Source organism: Pseudomonadaceae bacterium SI-3 (assembly GCA_004010935.1).
Classification (GTDB): Bacteria; Pseudomonadota; Gammaproteobacteria; order Pseudomonadales; family Pseudomonadaceae; genus Stutzerimonas.
This window is the reverse complement of record CP026511.1, coordinates 433,862-450,686: the sequence shown is the minus strand read 5'-3', so window position 1 is coordinate 450,686 and position 16,825 is coordinate 433,862. Positions and strand designations below refer to the sequence as shown.

Genomic DNA, 16,825 nt, shown 5'->3' with positions numbered 1-16,825 from the left:
CGAAGTCGAACCGCAGCCATAGCGCCCCATCGGCAAGGAGCAATCCCTTGCCAGCCATAGACGCTCTTGCTGATCGCCTGTCGACCTATCTCGACGCTGACCAAGTCAATCTGGTCCGTCGTGCCTATTTCTACGCCGAGCAGGCCCATGACGGCCAGCGTCGGCGCAGCGGTGAAGCCTACGTCACCCACCCCCTCGCGGTAGCCAACATCCTCGCTGATATGCACATGGACCATCAGAGCCTGATGGCCGCCATGCTGCATGACGTCATCGAGGACACCGGTATCGCCAAGGAGGCGCTCACCGCGCAATTTGGCGAAACTGTCGCCGAGTTGGTGGATGGGGTCAGCAAACTGACCCAGATGAAGTTCGAAACCAAGGCCGAAGCCCAGGCGGAAAACTTTCAGAAGATGGCCATGGCCATGGCGCGCGACATTCGCGTGATCCTGGTCAAGCTCGCCGACCGCCTGCACAACATGCGCACACTTGAGGTACTGGCCGGCGAGAAACGCCGGCGCATCGCCAAGGAAACTCTGGAGATCTACGCCCCCATCGCTAATCGGCTGGGCATGCATGCCATGCGCATCGAGTTCGAGGATCTGGGCTTCAAAGCCATGCATCCGATGCGTTCGGAGCGTATCCGCGCTGCAGTTCGCCGCGCACGTGGCAACCGCAATGAAATCGTCGACAAGATTGAGCAGTCACTCGTCCACTGCCTGGAACGTGACGACCTGCAAGGTGAAGTAGTCGGACGAGAAAAACACCTCTATAGCATTTACAAAAAGATGCGCGGCAAGCGAAAGGCGTTCAACGAAATCATGGACGTCTACGCGTTCCGGATCGTCGTCGACAAAGTCGATACCTGCTATCGCGTACTCGGCGCGGTACACAGTCTCTACAAGCCCCTGCCCGGCCGCTTCAAGGATTACATCGCGATCCCCAAGGCCAACGGCTACCAGTCTTTGCATACGACGCTGTTCGGCATGCACGGGGTGCCCATCGAGATCCAGATCCGCACCCGCGAGATGGAAGAGATGGCTAACAACGGCATCGCGGCGCACTGGCTGTACAAGTCAAACGGGGAAGAAACCGCAAAAGGCACCCACGCCCGCGCACGGCAGTGGGTCAAGGGCGTGCTGGAACTGCAGGAGCGCGCCGGCAATTCCCTTGAGTTCATCGAAAGCGTGAAGATCGACCTGTTCCCCGACGAGGTCTACGTTTTCACCCCCAAGGGCAGCATCATGGAGCTGCCGAAGGGATCCACCGCGGTGGACTTCGCCTACGCCGTGCACACCGACGTCGGCAACACTTGCATTGCGTGCCGCGTCAATAGGCGCCTAGCGCCGCTCTCGCAGGCGCTGGAAAGCGGTTGTACCGTTGAGATCGTTACCGCTCCGGGCGCACGCCCCAACCCGGCCTGGCTGAACTTCGTGGTCACAGGAAAGGCGCGAACGCACATCCGCCATGCACTGAAGCTGCAGCGTCGCTCGGAGTCGATCAACCTCGGCGAGCGCCTGCTGAACAAGGTGCTCGCCGGTTTTGAAACAAGCCTGGACAAGGTTTCGCCAGAGCGTATCCAGGCGGTGCTCAACGAGTACCACATGGAGGTCATTGAAGACCTTCTCGAGGATATCGGGCTGGGCAATCGCATGGCCTACGTCATTGCCCGACGACTGCTGGCCAGCGAAGGCGAGCAGCCACAAAGCGCTGAAGGGCCACTAGCGATTCGTGGCACCGAAGGCCTGGTGCTCAATTACGCCAAATGTTGCACGCCGATTCCTGGCGACCCCATCGTCGGTCACCTGTCCGCGGGCAAGGGTATGGTGGTGCACCTCGACACCTGCCGGAACATCGCGGACGTGCGGCACAACCCGGATAAATGTATTCAGCTGTCCTGGTCCAAGGATGTCACTGGCGAGTTCAACGTCGAGCTACGCGTTGAGTTGGAGCACCAGCGCGGCCTGATCGCCCTGTTGGCTGGCAGCGTCAATGCGGCGGACGGCAACATCGAAAAGATTGGCATGGACGAGCGCGACGGCCGTATTAGCGTCGTTCAGCTGGTGGTCAGTGTGCACGACCGCGTACACCTGGCGCGTGTGATCAAGAAGCTTCGTGCGATCAAGGGCGTCATGCGCATCACGCGCATGAAAGCCTAGGTCCACACGGCAACGCACCGGGGCTTTTGCCCGCTCGCTGCAGCCCGTATCCTCTGGGGCCGCACTCTTCTATCGGAGCACCCCATGAGCAAGACCGTGATCCACAGCGACAACGCACCCGCCGCCATTGGCACCTATTCCCAAGCGATCAAGGCTGGCAATACCGTCTACATGTCCGGTCAGATTCCGTTGGACCCGAAGACCATGGAACTGGTGGAAGGCTTCGAAGCGCAGACCGTACAGGTCTTCGAGAACCTCAAGGCCGTCGCCGAAGCTGCTGGCGGTTCGCTCAAGGACATCGTCAAGCTGAATATCTTTCTCACCGACCTCGGCAACTTTGCCACCGTCAACGAGGTCATGAGTCGCTATTTCCAGCAGCCCTACCCCGCCCGTGCAGCCATTGGCATCGCCGCGCTACCCAAGGCTGCACAAGTTGAAATGGACGCCATCATGGTGCTCGAGTGATACCCAGCTAGCCAATCAGCGGTCGCAGGGAACGCTACTGATGATTCTGCCCGGGCGCGCGGCACTACGCCTCCTGCTTGCCTGCAGCGGCCTGCTTGCAGCATGTGCGCTCTACCTCACCGAGCCAATGCTGCTGCAGACGCTGCGCAACAACTTGTTCGACCAATACCAGCGCTGGCAGCCCCGGCCCGAGCCGGCACAGACCAAGGTGCTGGTGCTTGATATCGACGAGGACAGCCTCACGCGTATCGGACAGTGGCCCTGGCCTCGCGATCTGTTGGCGCAGCTGACGGATCGACTGCGTGAGGCCGGTGCCGCTGTTGTGGTGTTCGATGTGTTGTTCGCCGAACCGGACCGCTACTCTCCGACGCAACTGCTCGGCCAGCTTGCCCCCGAGCTGGCAGCGCAACTGCATGCGTTACCTGACCACGACCAGCTGTTCGCCAACGCGCTAGAGCGCCAGCCCAGCGTCCTTGGTTTTGCAGCAACCCGCGAACCAAGTCAAAACACTCCCGTGAGCCGCTTTGCCGTGCAGCTGCGGGCCGATACCGAAACGCCTGAGTTTCCCGCCTATGCCGGGACCGCCACTGCGCTGCCGCTGCTCGACAGCGCTGCGGCGGGGAGCGGCGCGATGACATTCCAGCCAGATTCGGATGGCGTGGTAAGGCGCGTGCCGCTGATGATCAGGGTGGGCGACCACCTGCTGCCATCGCTGTCAGCCGAAGCTATACGTGTTTACCTGAAGCAAACGCTCTACCGCATCGATACCAATGCGCGCAGCGCCGTTGAGCAACTCCATATTGGCCGTATAAGCCTTCCAACAAATCGCCACGGCGAATTCTGGGTGCACTACCGATCAGACATGAGCGCACAAAGCCTTCCCGCCTGGCAGCTGTTCGAGGAACGGTCGGACGCCAGGTTGCAAGACGCGATCGTGCTGGTCGGAAGCTCGGCGCAAGGGCTGCAGGACCTGCGCTTCAGTCCGCTTGGCGGCATGATGCCCGGGGTCGAGGTGCATGCGCAGGCAGTCGAGCAAGCGTTGTTCGGCACACCGCTGCAGCGCCCATACTGGGCAAGCCCGCTCGAGGCACTGACGCTTCTGCTTGCTGCGCTGCTGCTGTGCGGCGTAACGCTTAGCACCGGTGCCCTTACGGGCGCTCTGGTTGCCGGCGGATTGTTGCTCACCCTGAATCTGACTGCCTGGTGGGCCTTTTCGCGCCACGGATTACTGTTCGATGCGATCAGCCCCAGTATTGGCCTGGCCATTACCTACCTGGGCGCCAGCGTTGCGCGCCATCGCGCCAGTGAACGGCAGCAGCGTTGGGTGCGCGCGGCTTTTTCTCGCTACATCTCACCGAATCTGGTCGAACACCTGGTCCGCAACCCCGCGCAGTTGCGGTTGGGAGGCGAACGTCGGCCTTGCAGTTTTGTGTTTACCGACCTCACCGACTCTACTGCGCTAATGGAGGCGCAATCACCCGAACAGCTAGTCAGCATGTTCAACCAGTACCTGGAGGGCATCATCCAGATCGCTTTTCGCCATGAAGGGACGCTCGAGCGGATCATGGGCGATGGCCTGGCAATTCTATTCTCCGCACCGCTGATTCAAAGCGACCACCAGACCCGCGCCCTCGCCTGCGCCCTGGAAATTCGCCAGTTTACGCGCCAGCACGCGAACACACAGCGAGCGGCAGGCGTTGCCTTTGGACGGACCCGCATCGGTGTGCATAGCGGCGAAGTGGTGGTGGGTAACTTTGGCGGCTCCACACTGTTTGACTACCGTGCCCTGGGAGACGCGGTCAATGTCGCCGCGCGGCTCGAAGGCCTGAACCGCTATCTGGGTACCGAGCTTTGCGTGTCGGAGACGATACGCAAAGCCAACCCGCACAGCCCTATGCGCCCTGTCGGCAATGTACTGCTCAAAGGCAAGGAACGGCCTATCCGGCTCTACGAGCCCTGCGAAACGGAGGCGGACGATCCGTATGAGGCGGCTTATAGGTTGATGTCCGATGGCGACGAAGGCGCGCTCGCGAGTTTCGAACAGTTGCACGCGCAACGGCCCGGTGATGAGCTGGTGCGCTTTCAGTTAACGCGGCTGCGCAGCGGACAGCGCGGTGAGCATATCGTGATGACTGATAAATAAGCCGTCTCAGCGCACGCTGATCTCGACTCGCCGATTGCGCGGCTCAGACACGCCGTCAGGCGTCTTGATCAGCAGGTTGCGCTCGCCATGCGACGAGACTCTTAGATCAATCACCTCGATATGGCGCTTTCGCAACATCTCGGCTACAGCCTTGGCTCGGATTAGCCCCAGCTGCTCGTTCCAGCGTTGGCCACTGAGTGTGTCGGTATGACCTATGACCGATACTGCCGAAGGGCCACGTTGGCGGATCGTTTCGAATGCATCCTCGATAGCCTGCTCCGACTCCTCGGTGAGTTCGGCGCTGCCAATCTTGAAATACAGCTGGAAACGTTGCGGCAGCGCTGGCTGCGCGGCCAGGGCGGCCGAGAAGTCACGTGCGATGCGCAGGTTGCCAACCTCGAACGGCCCCGAGCCAAAGCCGCTTGAACCGATCACGGCGCCCTGATGCTTGCGATCAAGACGCGTCTGACCCTGTGCATCTTCGATGACCACCGCACCCGTGGTGCCATCGGGGCTTTCCAATAGCACGACGTAATTACCCGTCGCACAACCGGTCAGCAGGGCGAAACCCAACAGCGCAAACGTTTTTTGTAGCATTCGCCTCACTCGCTAACCTTCACCAGAAAATGCGTACCGCGCACGCCGATCGTACCGGTTGGGGTTTTCAGCTCGACCGCCTCGGGCTTGAGCTTGGCAATCACGCCCGAGATAAAGTTCAGCGTGCCTCGACTGATGCGGGCGCTCAGTTTCAGCTCCTCATGGGCCGGCTCGAACTGATACTCGTCCAAGGTGAACTCGCTGTTGGGACCGAAAGACATCACCGTGTTGTCGCTCAGCGTGACCCCCATCGAACCCTGGGCACCGGTGCGCAGCGTCGCTCCGATGATCACAGCCTGGCCCACCCGCGCATCAATGGTCTGCCCACGGCTGGTCATAGTCGCCTCGCCCTGCACTTTCATGATGTAACCGATGGGCTCGCTGATTTCGTCCGCAGTTGCTACTCCTGAGGCCGTCAAAAAGCCAAGGACCAGCACAGTTCGGGCAATTTTTCCTACTGGGGCAATTCTAGTGACCATGATCAATGTAACCTCCGTGGCTGGCCAATGGCCTGCGAATCGGTGCACAGCGCCTCTGGCTTCGGCCACCGATGTTTCCTGGCATTTCCGTCAAGTAATCGCCGCAGGATGCAGTATGACCTCTAGCAAATACAAGCTCAGCTACGAGACCTGGGCTGTAGCACTGGTGACGATGTTCATTCTCGTACCCACCGTACCAGTACTTCTCCTGGCCGGATTCGAGTGGCTCGGCCTGCGCGAAATCTTGCTCGCTGAGCTGCTGTTCATGTTTGTCTGCCTACCGCTGCTCTTCGTCTGCCTAACGAGCATTCGTCGCTCATTGGGCGCTCTGGCAGAAGACACCCGTCGCATCCGGGAGCTCGATTTCAGCCCTCGCAACAGCCCCCGCTCGCCCATCCGCGAGCTCGACGACCTGCACCGCCAGCATGACATCATGCGACGGTCAATACGTGCACAGAACCTGGCGCTGGAAGAGGCCCAAGAGAAACTGGCGGGTCTGGTCGAAAACGGCATGTTGTTGTCTTCCGAGCGCGATAAGCACCGCCTGCTCCAGCACATCCTGATGCAAGGCAAGCGGATCTGTAACGCTGATGCCGCCACGCTCTACCTGATGACCGATCACGACAGCCTGCGCTTCACCCTGCGCTCGAAGGCTGACCAATTACCTGCATTCGAACTGCCGTTGCATGACCCGGAAACCGGCACGCCCAACGAGCGGCACGTATCTACCTACGTGGCCCTGCGCAGGGAAACCGTGATCATCGATGACGTCTACCGCGAGACGCGCTTCGACCTGTCGGGAACACGGCGCTTCGATATGGAGTCGGGCTACCGCACGGTCTCGATGCTCTGCGTGCCGCTAGTCGCACACAGCGGCGAAGTGCTCGGCGTCCTGCAATTCATGAACGCGACCGACCCCGGTAGCGGCGACGTCACCAGTTTCAGCAGGCAGAACCTCCGCTTCGTCGAAGCGCTGGCATCCCAGTCGGCCGTTGCGCTGGAGAACCACAACCTGATCGACTCGCAGACCGCCTTGATCGACTCGATGATCGAGATTCTGGCGGGCGCCATTGATGCCAAGAGCGCTTATACAGGCGGGCATTGCGCCCGCGTCCCTGAACTTGCACTGATGTTGGCCGAACAAGCCAGCGCAGCGGTAGAAGGACCGCTGGCGGACTTCCGTTTCGAAACGGAGGAGCAGTGGCGGGAGTTTCGCATCGGCGCCTGGCTTCACGATTGCGGCAAGATCACCACGCCCGAACATATCGTCGACAAGGCGACCAAGCTGGAAACGGTCTACAACCGCATCCATGAGATCCGCATGCGCTTCGAGGTCCTGCTCCGCGACGCCATGATCGAGCGTCTCGAAGCCTTGGTTGCCGGTGCGCCATCGGCAGCCGTCGAGGCTCGCCATGCCGCTACAGTGGCGCGTTTGCATGAAGAATTTGCCTTCGTCGCTGAGTGCAACATCGGTGGCGAGCTGATGGCGCCGGAGCGAACCGAACGTTTGCAGCGCATCGCCGAGCAACGCTGGATGCGCCACTTCGATGACCGATTGGGCTTGTCTCACGAGGAGGTGACACGCCTGGACGGCTTCCCGGCCAGACACTTGCCGGTGTCCGAGAAACTGTTGGACGACAAGCCCGAACACCTGATGCCACGCATCGAGACCAAGGCACTGGACCCCAAGTACGGCTTCAAGATGAGCGTGCCCGAGCATCAGTTCAACTTTGGCGAGCTTTACAACCTCAGCGTCAGCCGCGGCACGCTAACTGCCGAGGAGCGGTTCAAGGTCAACGAACACATCGTGCAGACCATCGTCATGCTGGAGAATCTGCCGTTTCCCAAGAACCTTCAGCGCGTTCCGGAATACGCCGGTACCCATCATGAAACCTTGCTTGGCACCGGCTATCCGCGACAACTGGGGCCCGATCAGCTGTCGATACCCGCGCGAATCATGGCTATCGCCGACATCTTCGAGGCACTGACCGCGTGTGATCGCCCCTACAAAAAGGCCAAACCGCTGAGCGAGTCGATCCGCATCCTGGCGCGGCTGCGCGACAGAGGCCATATTGATGCCGACCTTTTCGCGCTGTTCCTCTCATCAGGACTGCACCTCAGCTATGGCGAGCACCATCTCAGGCCCGAGCAGCTCGACCAGGTAGATATCACCGAATTTCTGCAGCGCCCGATTGCAACCGGGACCTGACAGCCGCCGGCCTTTTATCAACTGGCGACGCGACCATCCCATAGCTCCTTGTCGTCAAGCTGGCAGGATTCCACGTAACGCGGCATGCCGCCGATCTCCTGCAACTCCGTCATGCCTGCGAGCTGGCTGACGATGCGGTAACGTTTGCCTGCGGTCTTGTCTTGCAATGGATAGAGCGCGGCAATCTGCTGCGCCAACTCGGTCAAGGTGGACATGGTGCGGGTAATGCTCTGGGTGCGAAAAGTCAGGCTATTTACTATGAATAGACATGCATTGCGCGAAGCAGCCGACGCCTAGCAGGCCGCTCATCGGAACAGTTTGTTTTTCACGTAAACCCAGCCTTTTATGGGCATTGAGTTCTGCACCAAGAACAGCAGCGCAATCCTGCTCGGACCACTCACCAGACCAATCGGTCCTCAGATCTTTCTCATACAAGCCAGACACACGAGATCAGCTGGCCCAGTGTCGCGGTCGAATAACCGGAAGCGCTGGTCTTCGGTCGTAGAGCCTGATCTAGCCGATGTTCGATCCACCAGCGCCTCCAGCCCGTACCTCCATCGAACGATTCGTTCCACGACCAACCGGTCATTCGTCGAAAACCGGCCTGCCATTCGTCGCGCTACCGTTCGCAGGGAGGACCTTGCCGTATTCTCGCCGGCTATCGGAGTTCAGCAATCCGATTCGCAGTCCGGCATATAAATCGCATCCAACGAGCCCGTACTGTGCTGCGCCACACAATTGGCGCCGCGGGGTTTCCCGCGAACAACTGTGGTCCGCCAACCCGGCGGTTGTTTGTCGAAAACATCGGGCTGTCCCGATTGGATGTGAAATGAAAACACCACGTCTGCTACAAGGTCGCCGCGGCCCTGTGCTCTCCGTTTCCCTGTTGCTGCTGATCGCCGCTTGCGTTGCGTTCTGGCAGTTGTGGCCAGCCGCACCGTCAACGCCCGCGACGGGTGCAGCGGCCAGCATGCTCGAAGCCCTGCAGGAGTCGACCGCCCCCTGGCAAGCCAATCGCCGTGATCTTTCCGTGTTGTTGGGCGACTTGCGTGGCGACGCCATTGTCAGCGCCGCGCTGGGCAAAGATGCGGTCTACATAAGCCTGTACGACGGGCTGCAATATTGGGTGCCCGATCAGTCCGGGCGTGTTGCCCAGCTCCTGCTCGATCAGTACGCCAGCAGCGAAGGTCAGCTTTTCCCGCTGACATTGTTCGAGACCGAAGCAGAAGCGCCCTGGTACAAGAGTGCGCTGCCCTACGCGCCATTCATCCTGCTGCTGGTGGGTGCTTTGACCTGCCTGGCAATCAAGAGCCAGGCGTTTCAGGTGCATCGCAAGGGCAGCGGCATCAGCTTTGCCGACGTCATCGGTGCCAGCGAAGCCAAGCAGGCCTTGAGCGACGTCACTGCCTATTTGCGTGACCCCTCCGCCTATGCCGCCTTGGGTGCCCGTCCGCCCAAGGGCGTGCTGCTCACCGGCGAGCCCGGCACCGGTAAGACTCAGCTGGCGAAGGCCCTGGCTACCGAGTCCAACGCCAGCTTTATTCAGGTCACCGGTAGCGACTTCTCATCGATGTACTTCGGCGTCGGCATCCAGAAGGTCAAGGCGCTGTTCCGTACCGCGCGTAAACAGGCGCCGTGCATCATCTTCATCGACGAGATCGACGGCATCGGCAAGCGCGCCGAACAGCAGCGCTCCAGCGATGCCGAAAGCAACCGCATCATCAACCAGTTCCTCGCTGAAATGGATGGCTTCGACGGTGCTAGCGGCGTGCTGGTACTGGGCGCCACCAACTTCCCCAACTCGCTGGACCCGGCCCTGGTCCGTGAGGGCCGCTTCGATCGCTCGATTGCCGTCGGCCTGCCGGGGCTGAACGACCGCGAGGCGCTGTTCCGCCTGTATGCGGACAAAATCCGCGCCGAGCAGGATCTGGATTTCGCCCAGCTGGCGCGTAACACCGTGGGCCTGACGCCCGCCGCTATTGCCTACATTGCCAACCATGCCGCCCTGCTTGCTGCACGTGGCGCAGCGAAGACGGTCTCCATGGCGCATTTCGTCGACGCGGTGGAGACCTGCCGCATCGGCGAGCAGCCGTCGGGTGTGACGCCCATGTCGCCCACCGACCGCAAACGCATCGCCGTGCACGAAGCGGGGCACGCACTGGTTGCCGCTGCGCTGAAAACCGGTCGAGTAGAGAAGGTCACCATACTGCCACGCGGCCAGGCACTGGGTGTGACGCTGGTAACGCCGGTCGAAGACAAGCGTCTGCACATGGAATCCGAGCTGCGCAACCGCATCCAGATGCTGCTGGCCGGCCGTGGTGCCGAGCAGCTGTACTTCCACGAAGTCTCCTCCGGTGCCGGTCAGGACCTGCAGGAAGCCTCGAAGATCGCGCTGTCGATGGTTGGCGCACTGGGGATGGGCCCGAACGGTTCGCTGCTGAGTTTGCAGGCGGTACGCGACGCGCACATCGAGTTCGATTCCGGCGAATCCATCCGTGCGGCCGACACTCTGCTCAAGCAGCTCGACCGTGAATGCATGGCCCTGCTGAAGCGGCTCAAACCGGCACTGGATGAGATCGCGGACCAGTTGCTGGCCGAGGAAACCGTGCCCGGAGAGGACGTCCTCGCAGCCATCGAGCGCCTGCCCGAACATCATCACGAGGCCACCGTCAGCTCCATCATTGGCCATGCCATGAGCAGCATCGATCGGGTGGCTGCCAGTGCCATGGAGAACAGCGAGTTCCTCGGCCTGGCGCCGGTGGTGGAGCAACCCGAGGACGACGGTCCGGGAATGCTCTGAATCAAGGTCGCAAGCAAAACGGCGGGGCTGCGCGAAGACACGCGCAACCTCCGCAGTTCTCGTTTCAACGAACCGTCAACTTGGCAGCATGGCTATTGCACGGCGCTGCCTCGCGTCGGCGTTGCACGACTCAAGCACGTTAATCGAGAACCACCAAATGGTTGGGTAACTCATTACGCTCGTGGGTCGCTGGTACATGCTGGGAGAGCAGCGAGCCACAGGCTTCAATGCAACCGAGAAACCCGTCCAGCACCTTGCCGTCGCGCACATCGCGGGTGAAGGTCTCGACGATCGATTCCCAGGCATTGTTATCGATGCGGCTGGAAATACCCCGATCCACCAGAATTTCGACATAGCGTTCGGCTTCGGAGACGAAGATGAGCATGCCGGTGTCGCCAGTAGTGTGATGCAGGTTCTGTTCGATGAACTGCCGCCGCGCCAGGTTGCAGGCGCGCCAATGCCGTACCGACCGAGGAATCAGCCAGCTAGTCACGCTCGGGATGCGGAATAGTACCGCCAGCGCGACGAAGGTCAGCCATTGCACCAGCAGCAACTGCCAACTAGCCAACCAGCCGCTGAAGAACAGCAGCGCGCCGGGCAGCACCAGTGCAATCAAGCTCGCCCAGAGTAACGGGATGTAGCGATAGTCATCGGACTGGCCCGCCAGTACGGTCACCAGTTCGGCGTCGGTCGTGCGCTCCACACGGGCGATGGCCTCAGCCACCTGCTGCAGCTCGCTTTCGCTCAAAAGGGTCATTGCATGTCCATCATTGATGAGGCTCTCGTCGTTCTGATCTGATGGGTTGCGCCTGTACGGCACGCCCCATCGAGTTCACGTGCTTATTACCAGCCTCCGGACGCTCCACCGCCGCCAAAGCCGCCACCACCGCCGCCGAAACCGCCGCCACCACCAAAGCCGCCACCGCCCCCACGGCCCATGCCGCCGAGCAGGGCGCCGAGTAACAACGCGCGACCGGCACCTCGCCCGCCCCCGCGACCTCCACGCCCGCCACCGATTACGAAGATCGCCACCAGCATCAGAAAAAAGCCGAGGATGCCGAGGCCACCTGGTTGCTGCGCGCCCATCGGCATGGCCGGCGGCAGCTCGGCGGTCCGCAGCGGATCGCCGCCAAGCACCTGAACAATGGCTGCGGCGCCTTCGGTAATACCACGGGTGAAGTCACCTTCGCGAAAGGCGGGGGTAATGATGCGGTTGATGATCACCGAGGATTGCGCGTCGGTGAGGCGGCCTTCCAAGCCATACCCGACTTCAATGCGGACCCGACGGTCGTCGCGAGCAACGATCAGCAGCGCGCCGGTGTCTTCGTCCTTCTGCCCGATACCCCACTCACGGCCCAGCTCGACACCAAACTCTTCGATGCTGCGACCTTGAAGATCCGGCACAGTGACGACCACCACCTGTTCGCCGCTGGCCTGCTCATGCGCGGCGAGCATGCTGGTCAACCGCGCCTCGGCCTGCGTATCGAGCAGTTCAGCCTGGTCGACCACCCTGCCGGTAAGCGCAGGCAGCTCGACGCTCTGGGCGGCTATGCCGCTCGCCCAGAACAACAGCGCCAGGATCAGGGGGAGCGTGCGGGTCATTGGAACTGCACTTGCGGCGCCTGTTCAGCGTTCTCGGTTGTGGCTTCGAAGTTTTCACGGATCGGCATGTCGCCGTACATCAGGCTATGCCAGATGCGGCCGGGAAACGTCCGGATCTCAGTGTTGTAGCGCTCGACTGCAGCGATGAAGTCGCGACGTGCGACTGCGATACGGTTCTCGGTGCCTTCGAGCTGCGACTGCAGCGCAAGGAAGTTCTGGTTGGATTTGAGGTCCGGGTAGCGCTCGGACACCGCCATCAGCCGGCTCAGCGCGCCGGTCAACTGACTCTGCGCCTGCTGGAACTGCTGCATTTTCTGCGGATCGTCGAGGTCGTCTGCGCTGATCTGAATCGAGGTAGCTTTGGCGCGCGCCTCGGTAACTGCGGTGAGCGTGTCCTGCTCCTGACGGGCGTAGCCCTTGACCGTCTCGACGAGATTGGGAATGAGATCAGCGCGGCGCTGATACTGATTCTCGACTTGGGACCAGGCTGACTTCACCTGCTCATCGTATTGAGGAATGTTGTTGATGCCACAGCCGGCCAGCAGCCAGGACATGAACAGGACAACCGTCAGTTGCCAGGTGAATCGATAACGCTGCATCTGCATGATTCGCTCGTCCATCCAAAAATCCAGGGTACAGGATAAGGATAGCCGTGCGGCCTGAGAGTTCAGGTTGTCATGGTGTCAGATCACCCCGGCACGACGCAGCGTGTCGATCTGCTCGGGAGCGAAGCCCAGCAGGCGCTGTAACAAGGCTTCGCTGTGTTCGCCAAGCAGCGGCGGGGCCTTGCGGTACTCCACTGGCGACTCAGACAACCGAATCGGGCTGGCTACCTGGGGTACGGTACCGGACAATGGATGCGGCATCTCGACACGCAATCCGCGCGCCTGTACCTGCGGATCGGCGAACACCTGGGCCAGGTCGTTGATAGGCCCGCAGGGCACGCCAGCCTGCTCAAGTACCGCGACCCATTCGGCCGTCGTGCGGAATACCGTGACCTGGCGGATCAGTGGCACCAGCTCCTTGCGATGCGCCACGCGTGCCTTGTTGCTGGCGAAGCGCCGATCGTCGGCCCATTCTGGGTGCCCGGCCACCTCGGCAAACTTGCGGAACTGGCCGTCGTTACCGATGGTGAGGATGATGTCGCCGTCGGCGGTTGGGAAATCCTGATACGGCACGATGTTGGGATGGGCATTGCCCATGCGCTTGGGCGCGACACCCGTGGTCAAGTAGTTCATCGCCTGGTTAGCCAGACAGGCAACCTGTACGTCCAGTAGCGCCAGTTCGACATGCTGGCCAATTCCGCTCTGCTCGCGATGATTGAGCGCAGCAAGCACGCCAACCGTGGCGTAAAGACCGGTGAGGATATCCGTCAGCGCCACGCCGACCTTGACCGGACCGGCGCCGTCTTCGTCCTCGGCGCGACCGGTCAGGCTCATCAGGCCGCCCAGCCCCTGAATCATGAAGTCATAGCCGGCACGCTGGGCGTAGGGACCATCGCTGCCGAAACCGGTGATCGAGCAATAGATGAGCTTGGGGTTGATTGCTTTGAGACTTTCGTAATCGAGTCCATAGGCCGCCAACCCGCCCACCTTGAAGTTCTCCAGCAGCACATCACACCGCGATACCAACTCACGGATAATCCGCTGACCCTCGGGCTGGGTGAAATCCAGGGTCAGAGACTGCTTGTTGCGGTTGGCAGACAGGTAATACGCCGCTTCCGAAGTATTCTCGCCCTCCTGATCTTTCAGGTAGGGCGGGCCCCAATGACGGGTGTCATCTCCGGTGCCGGGCCGCTCGACCTTGATCACCTCGGCGCCAAGATCACCAAGAATCTGCCCGCTCCACGGGCCCGCGAGCACACGCGATAGGTCGAGGACGCGGATATGGGAAAGGGCGCCGGGCATGAATGAAGCCTCAAGAGATTATCGCCGCCACGGGAAATGATCCTGCAGCTGTGCGAGGAAAACGTAGGGTGGATCGGGGCGCGTAGCTGACGCATTACCCATCCACCAAGCGGAGCTGAAGTTGTCGGCGTAGCCGAAGGTGGATGAAGTAGCGCCATCCACCCTACGGCACCGCTTAGAAGAACGCCTGAATGCCGGTCTGCGCGCGGCCCAGAATCAGCGCGTGCACGTCATGGGTGCCTTCGTAGGTGTTGACCACCTCGAGGTTGACCAGATGCCGGGCCACGCCGAATTCGTCGCTGATTCCGTTGCCACCCAACATGTCGCGGGCCAGGCGTGCCACGTCAAGCGCCTTGCCACAGCTGTTACGTTTCATGATCGAGGTGATCTCCACTGCCGCGGTGCCCTCGTCCTTCATCCGGCCGAGGCGCAGGCAGCCTTGCAGCGCCAGGGTGATCTCGGTCTGCATGTCGGCCAGCTTCTTCTGGATCAGCTGATTGGCAGCCAGCGGGCGACCGAACTGCTGGCGGTCCAGGGTGTACTGACGTGCGGTATGCCAGCAGAACTCGGCGGCGCCCAGCGCGCCCCAGCTGATGCCGTAACGGGCCGAATCCAGGCAGGTGAACGGGCCGCGCAGGCCGCGTACGTCGGGGAAAGCGTTCTCTTCCGGGCAGAACACATTGTCCATGACGATCTCGCCGGTGATCGAGGCGCGCAGACCGACCTTGCCATGAATCGCCGGGGCGCTCAGGCCTTCCCAGCCCTTCTCCAGTACGAAGCCGCGAATGGCACCCTCATCATCCTTGGCCCAGACCACGAAGACGTCGGCGATCGGGCTGTTGGTGATCCACATCTTGGCGCCGGACAGGCGATAGCCGCCGTCGACCTTCTTCGCTCGGGTGACCATCGAGCCCGGGTCGGAGCCGTGGTTCGGCTCGGTCAGGCCGAAGCAGCCGATGTATTCGCCGCTGGCCAGTTTGGGCAGATATTTCTGCTTGGTTTCCTCGTTGCCGAACTCGTTGATCGGCACCATCACCAGCGACGACTGCACGCTCATCATCGAGCGGTAACCGGAATCGATGCGCTCGACCTCACGAGCGATCAGGCCGTAGCACACGTAGCTCAAACCACTGCCACCGTACGCTTCAGGAATGGTCGCGCCGAGCAAGCCGGTGTCGCCCATTTCACGGAAGATTGCCGCATCGGTGCGCTCGTGACGGAAGGCTTCAAGCACCCGCGGCGCCAGCTTGTCGGCGGCGAACTGCTGAGCGCTGTCGCGCACCATGCGCTCTTCATCGGTGAGCTGCTGATCGAGCAGCAGTGGGTCGATCCAGTTGAAGCTTGCTTTGCCAGCCATGGGTGGTCCTCTTGTCGTAGACGGTGAACCGGACTCAGCGCCCGGTGCAGCATTCGGATGCATTGATCCTAGAAGCTGTGGCGCCAGCCGGCAAACGAGTAATTCGCAATGATCTGTGCGATTTACTCACTCCAGGCTATGCTAAATGCACTGAATACCGGCCCATTAGTGAGGCAGCCGCATAATGCGTCGCAAGATTCCCAGCACAGCCGCGCTTGTCGCCTTCGAAGCGGCCGCGCGTCACCAGAGTTTTACACGCGCTGCCGAAGAGCTGGCCCTGACCCAGAGCGCGATCTGCCGACAAATCGGCGGTCTGGAAGAATTCCTCGGGCTGGAGCTGTTCCGCCGTTCCCGCCGCGGCGTGAAACTGACTGAGGCCGGGCAGTCCTATGCAAGGCGGGTCGCCACTCAGCTCGATGCGGTGGAGCGCGATACGCTTTCGGTAATGGGCCAGCAAGGCGCGCAGACCATCGAGCTGGCGCTGGTGCCGACCTTTGGCACGCAATGGCTGCTGCCACGGCTGCGGCAGTTTCAGGCGTTGCACCCGGGAATTACCGTGAATCTGACCAACCGCACCCGCCCCTTCCTATTCGCCGATACCGAATTCGATGCGGCGATCTACTTCGGTGACGGCGACTGGTCCGGCACGGTCGCCTATTCACTGATGCCGGAGCAGTCGGTGCCAGTGTGCAGCCCGGCCTTGCTGGACGGCGCGAATGCGCTGGCGCCAGAGACCATTGGCGAGATGCCATTGCTGCAACAGACCACACGCCCCTATGCCTGGCGCCAGTGGTTCGATTCGCTGGGCATGAAAGTCGCCCGGGATATGACTGGCCCCCGCCTGGAGCTGTTCTCGATGCTCGCCCAGGCCGCCGAGCACCAGATGGGCGTGGCGCTGATTCCGCCGTTCCTGATCCAGCGCGAACTGGCCGAGGGGCGTCTGGTGATTGCGCACCCACATTCGTTCCGGCGCGAGAACCAGGCCTATCACCTGATGATCCCGGAACGTCGCGTAGAGTCGGCGGCCTTGAACGCCTTTCGTGACTGGCTGCTCGACGAAGCCCGCGCATGGCTGGCGCAGCAGGGTCCGATTGCATCGCACTGAAATGC

The 16,825-nt window shown here is 61.4% G+C and carries 14 protein-coding genes; 6 read left to right on the top strand and 8 right to left on the bottom strand.

Annotated elements, in window-relative coordinates:
* Positions 1-47 precede the first annotated feature (47 nt).
* From C1896_02135 to C1896_02125, 3 genes are all read left to right on the top strand, one after another.
* On the top strand, positions 48-2,156 hold the full coding sequence (locus tag C1896_02135) for a guanosine-3',5'-bis(diphosphate) 3'-diphosphatase (protein ID AZZ43821.1): 2,109 nt from the start codon (positions 48-50) through the stop codon (positions 2,154-2,156).
* 84 nt (positions 2,157-2,240) lie between these two features.
* Entirely contained in the window at positions 2,241-2,621 is a 381-nt protein-coding gene (locus C1896_02130) for a RidA family protein (protein ID AZZ43820.1), read from the top strand.
* Between the two features lie 40 nt (positions 2,622-2,661).
* Positions 2,662-4,764: an adenylate/guanylate cyclase domain-containing protein gene (locus C1896_02125; GenBank protein ID AZZ43819.1), complete on the top strand. Its 2,103-nt coding sequence runs from the start codon at positions 2,662-2,664 to the stop codon at positions 4,762-4,764.
* A 6-nt stretch (positions 4,765-4,770) separates the two neighbouring features.
* Here the strand turns inward: C1896_02125 and C1896_02120 are convergent, their stop codons facing one another.
* The gene (locus C1896_02120; protein ID AZZ43818.1) at positions 4,771-5,361 is read right to left on the bottom strand and encodes an OmpA family protein; all 591 of its coding nucleotides are present in this window, start codon (positions 5,359-5,361) and stop codon (positions 4,771-4,773) included.
* 5 nt (positions 5,362-5,366) lie between these two features.
* Positions 5,367-5,846: a hypothetical protein gene (locus tag C1896_02115; GenBank protein AZZ47492.1), complete on the bottom strand. Its 480-nt coding sequence runs from the start codon at positions 5,844-5,846 to the stop codon at positions 5,367-5,369.
* A gap of 109 nt (positions 5,847-5,955) precedes the next feature.
* Between C1896_02115 and C1896_02110 the strand changes: the two genes are divergently transcribed.
* A complete protein-coding gene (locus tag C1896_02110) occupies positions 5,956-8,049 on the top strand; it encodes a diguanylate cyclase (GenBank protein AZZ43817.1) in 2,094 nt (697 codons plus the stop codon).
* A gap of 17 nt (positions 8,050-8,066) precedes the next feature.
* On the opposite strand, the gene C1896_02105 is transcribed toward C1896_02110, so the two are convergent.
* Entirely contained in the window at positions 8,067-8,264 is a 198-nt protein-coding gene (locus tag C1896_02105; protein AZZ43816.1) for a hypothetical protein, read from the bottom strand.
* A gap of 614 nt (positions 8,265-8,878) precedes the next feature.
* Between C1896_02105 and C1896_02100 the strand changes: the two genes are divergently transcribed.
* Positions 8,879-10,849, top strand: coding sequence for an ATP-dependent Zn protease (locus tag C1896_02100; protein AZZ43815.1), 1,971 nt, complete (start codon positions 8,879-8,881; stop codon positions 10,847-10,849).
* Positions 10,850-10,988: 139 nt separating this feature from the next.
* Here the strand turns inward: C1896_02100 and C1896_02095 are convergent, their stop codons facing one another.
* The 5 genes from C1896_02095 to C1896_02075 form a co-directional block, all read right to left on the bottom strand.
* Positions 10,989-11,606: a hypothetical protein gene (locus C1896_02095; GenBank protein AZZ43814.1), complete on the bottom strand. Its 618-nt coding sequence runs from the start codon at positions 11,604-11,606 to the stop codon at positions 10,989-10,991.
* 86 nt (positions 11,607-11,692) lie between these two features.
* The gene (locus C1896_02090; GenBank protein ID AZZ43813.1) at positions 11,693-12,451 is read right to left on the bottom strand and encodes a methanol dehydrogenase; all 759 of its coding nucleotides are present in this window, start codon (positions 12,449-12,451) and stop codon (positions 11,693-11,695) included.
* Positions 12,448-13,056 (bottom strand): hypothetical protein, encoded by a 609-nt coding sequence (locus C1896_02085; protein AZZ47491.1) that lies wholly within the window; start codon positions 13,054-13,056, stop codon positions 12,448-12,450. The genes C1896_02090 and C1896_02085 overlap by 4 nt, the downstream gene beginning before the upstream one ends.
* A 78-nt stretch (positions 13,057-13,134) precedes the next feature.
* Positions 13,135-14,358: a CoA transferase gene (locus tag C1896_02080; GenBank protein AZZ43812.1), complete on the bottom strand. Its 1,224-nt coding sequence runs from the start codon at positions 14,356-14,358 to the stop codon at positions 13,135-13,137.
* Between the two features lie 175 nt (positions 14,359-14,533).
* A complete protein-coding gene (locus C1896_02075) occupies positions 14,534-15,715 on the bottom strand; it encodes an acyl-CoA dehydrogenase (GenBank protein ID AZZ43811.1) in 1,182 nt (393 codons plus the stop codon).
* A gap of 184 nt (positions 15,716-15,899) precedes the next feature.
* Between C1896_02075 and C1896_02070 the strand changes: the two genes are divergently transcribed.
* Complete coding sequence (locus C1896_02070; protein AZZ43810.1) at positions 15,900-16,820, top strand: LysR family transcriptional regulator; 921 nt, start codon at positions 15,900-15,902, stop codon at positions 16,818-16,820.
* Positions 16,821-16,825 lie beyond the last annotated feature (5 nt).

Excerpts from the sequence above, each read along its gene's own strand:
- C1896_02130 (AZZ43820.1), top strand. The coding sequence starts at position 2,241 with ATGAGCAAGACCGTGATCCACAGCGACAACGCACCCGCCGCCATTGGC.
- C1896_02125 (AZZ43819.1), top strand. The coding sequence starts at position 2,662 with ATGATTCTGCCCGGGCGCGCGGCACTACGCCTCCTGCTTGCCTGCAGC.
- C1896_02120 (AZZ43818.1), bottom strand. The coding sequence starts at position 5,361 with ATGCTACAAAAAACGTTTGCGCTGTTGGGTTTCGCCCTGCTGACCGGT.
- C1896_02110 (AZZ43817.1), top strand. The coding sequence starts at position 5,956 with ATGACCTCTAGCAAATACAAGCTCAGCTACGAGACCTGGGCTGTAGCA.
- C1896_02105 (AZZ43816.1), bottom strand. The coding sequence starts at position 8,264 with ATGTCCACCTTGACCGAGTTGGCGCAGCAGATTGCCGCGCTCTATCCA.
- C1896_02100 (AZZ43815.1), top strand. The coding sequence starts at position 8,879 with ATGAAAACACCACGTCTGCTACAAGGTCGCCGCGGCCCTGTGCTCTCC.
- C1896_02095 (AZZ43814.1), bottom strand. The coding sequence starts at position 11,606 with ATGACCCTTTTGAGCGAAAGCGAGCTGCAGCAGGTGGCTGAGGCCATC.
- C1896_02090 (AZZ43813.1), bottom strand. The coding sequence starts at position 12,451 with ATGACCCGCACGCTCCCCCTGATCCTGGCGCTGTTGTTCTGGGCGAGC.
- C1896_02085 (AZZ47491.1), bottom strand. The coding sequence starts at position 13,056 with ATGCAGATGCAGCGTTATCGATTCACCTGGCAACTGACGGTTGTCCTG.
- C1896_02080 (AZZ43812.1), bottom strand. The coding sequence starts at position 14,358 with ATGCCCGGCGCCCTTTCCCATATCCGCGTCCTCGACCTATCGCGTGTG.
- C1896_02075 (AZZ43811.1), bottom strand. The coding sequence starts at position 15,715 with ATGGCTGGCAAAGCAAGCTTCAACTGGATCGACCCACTGCTGCTCGAT.
- C1896_02070 (AZZ43810.1), top strand. The coding sequence starts at position 15,900 with ATGCGTCGCAAGATTCCCAGCACAGCCGCGCTTGTCGCCTTCGAAGCG.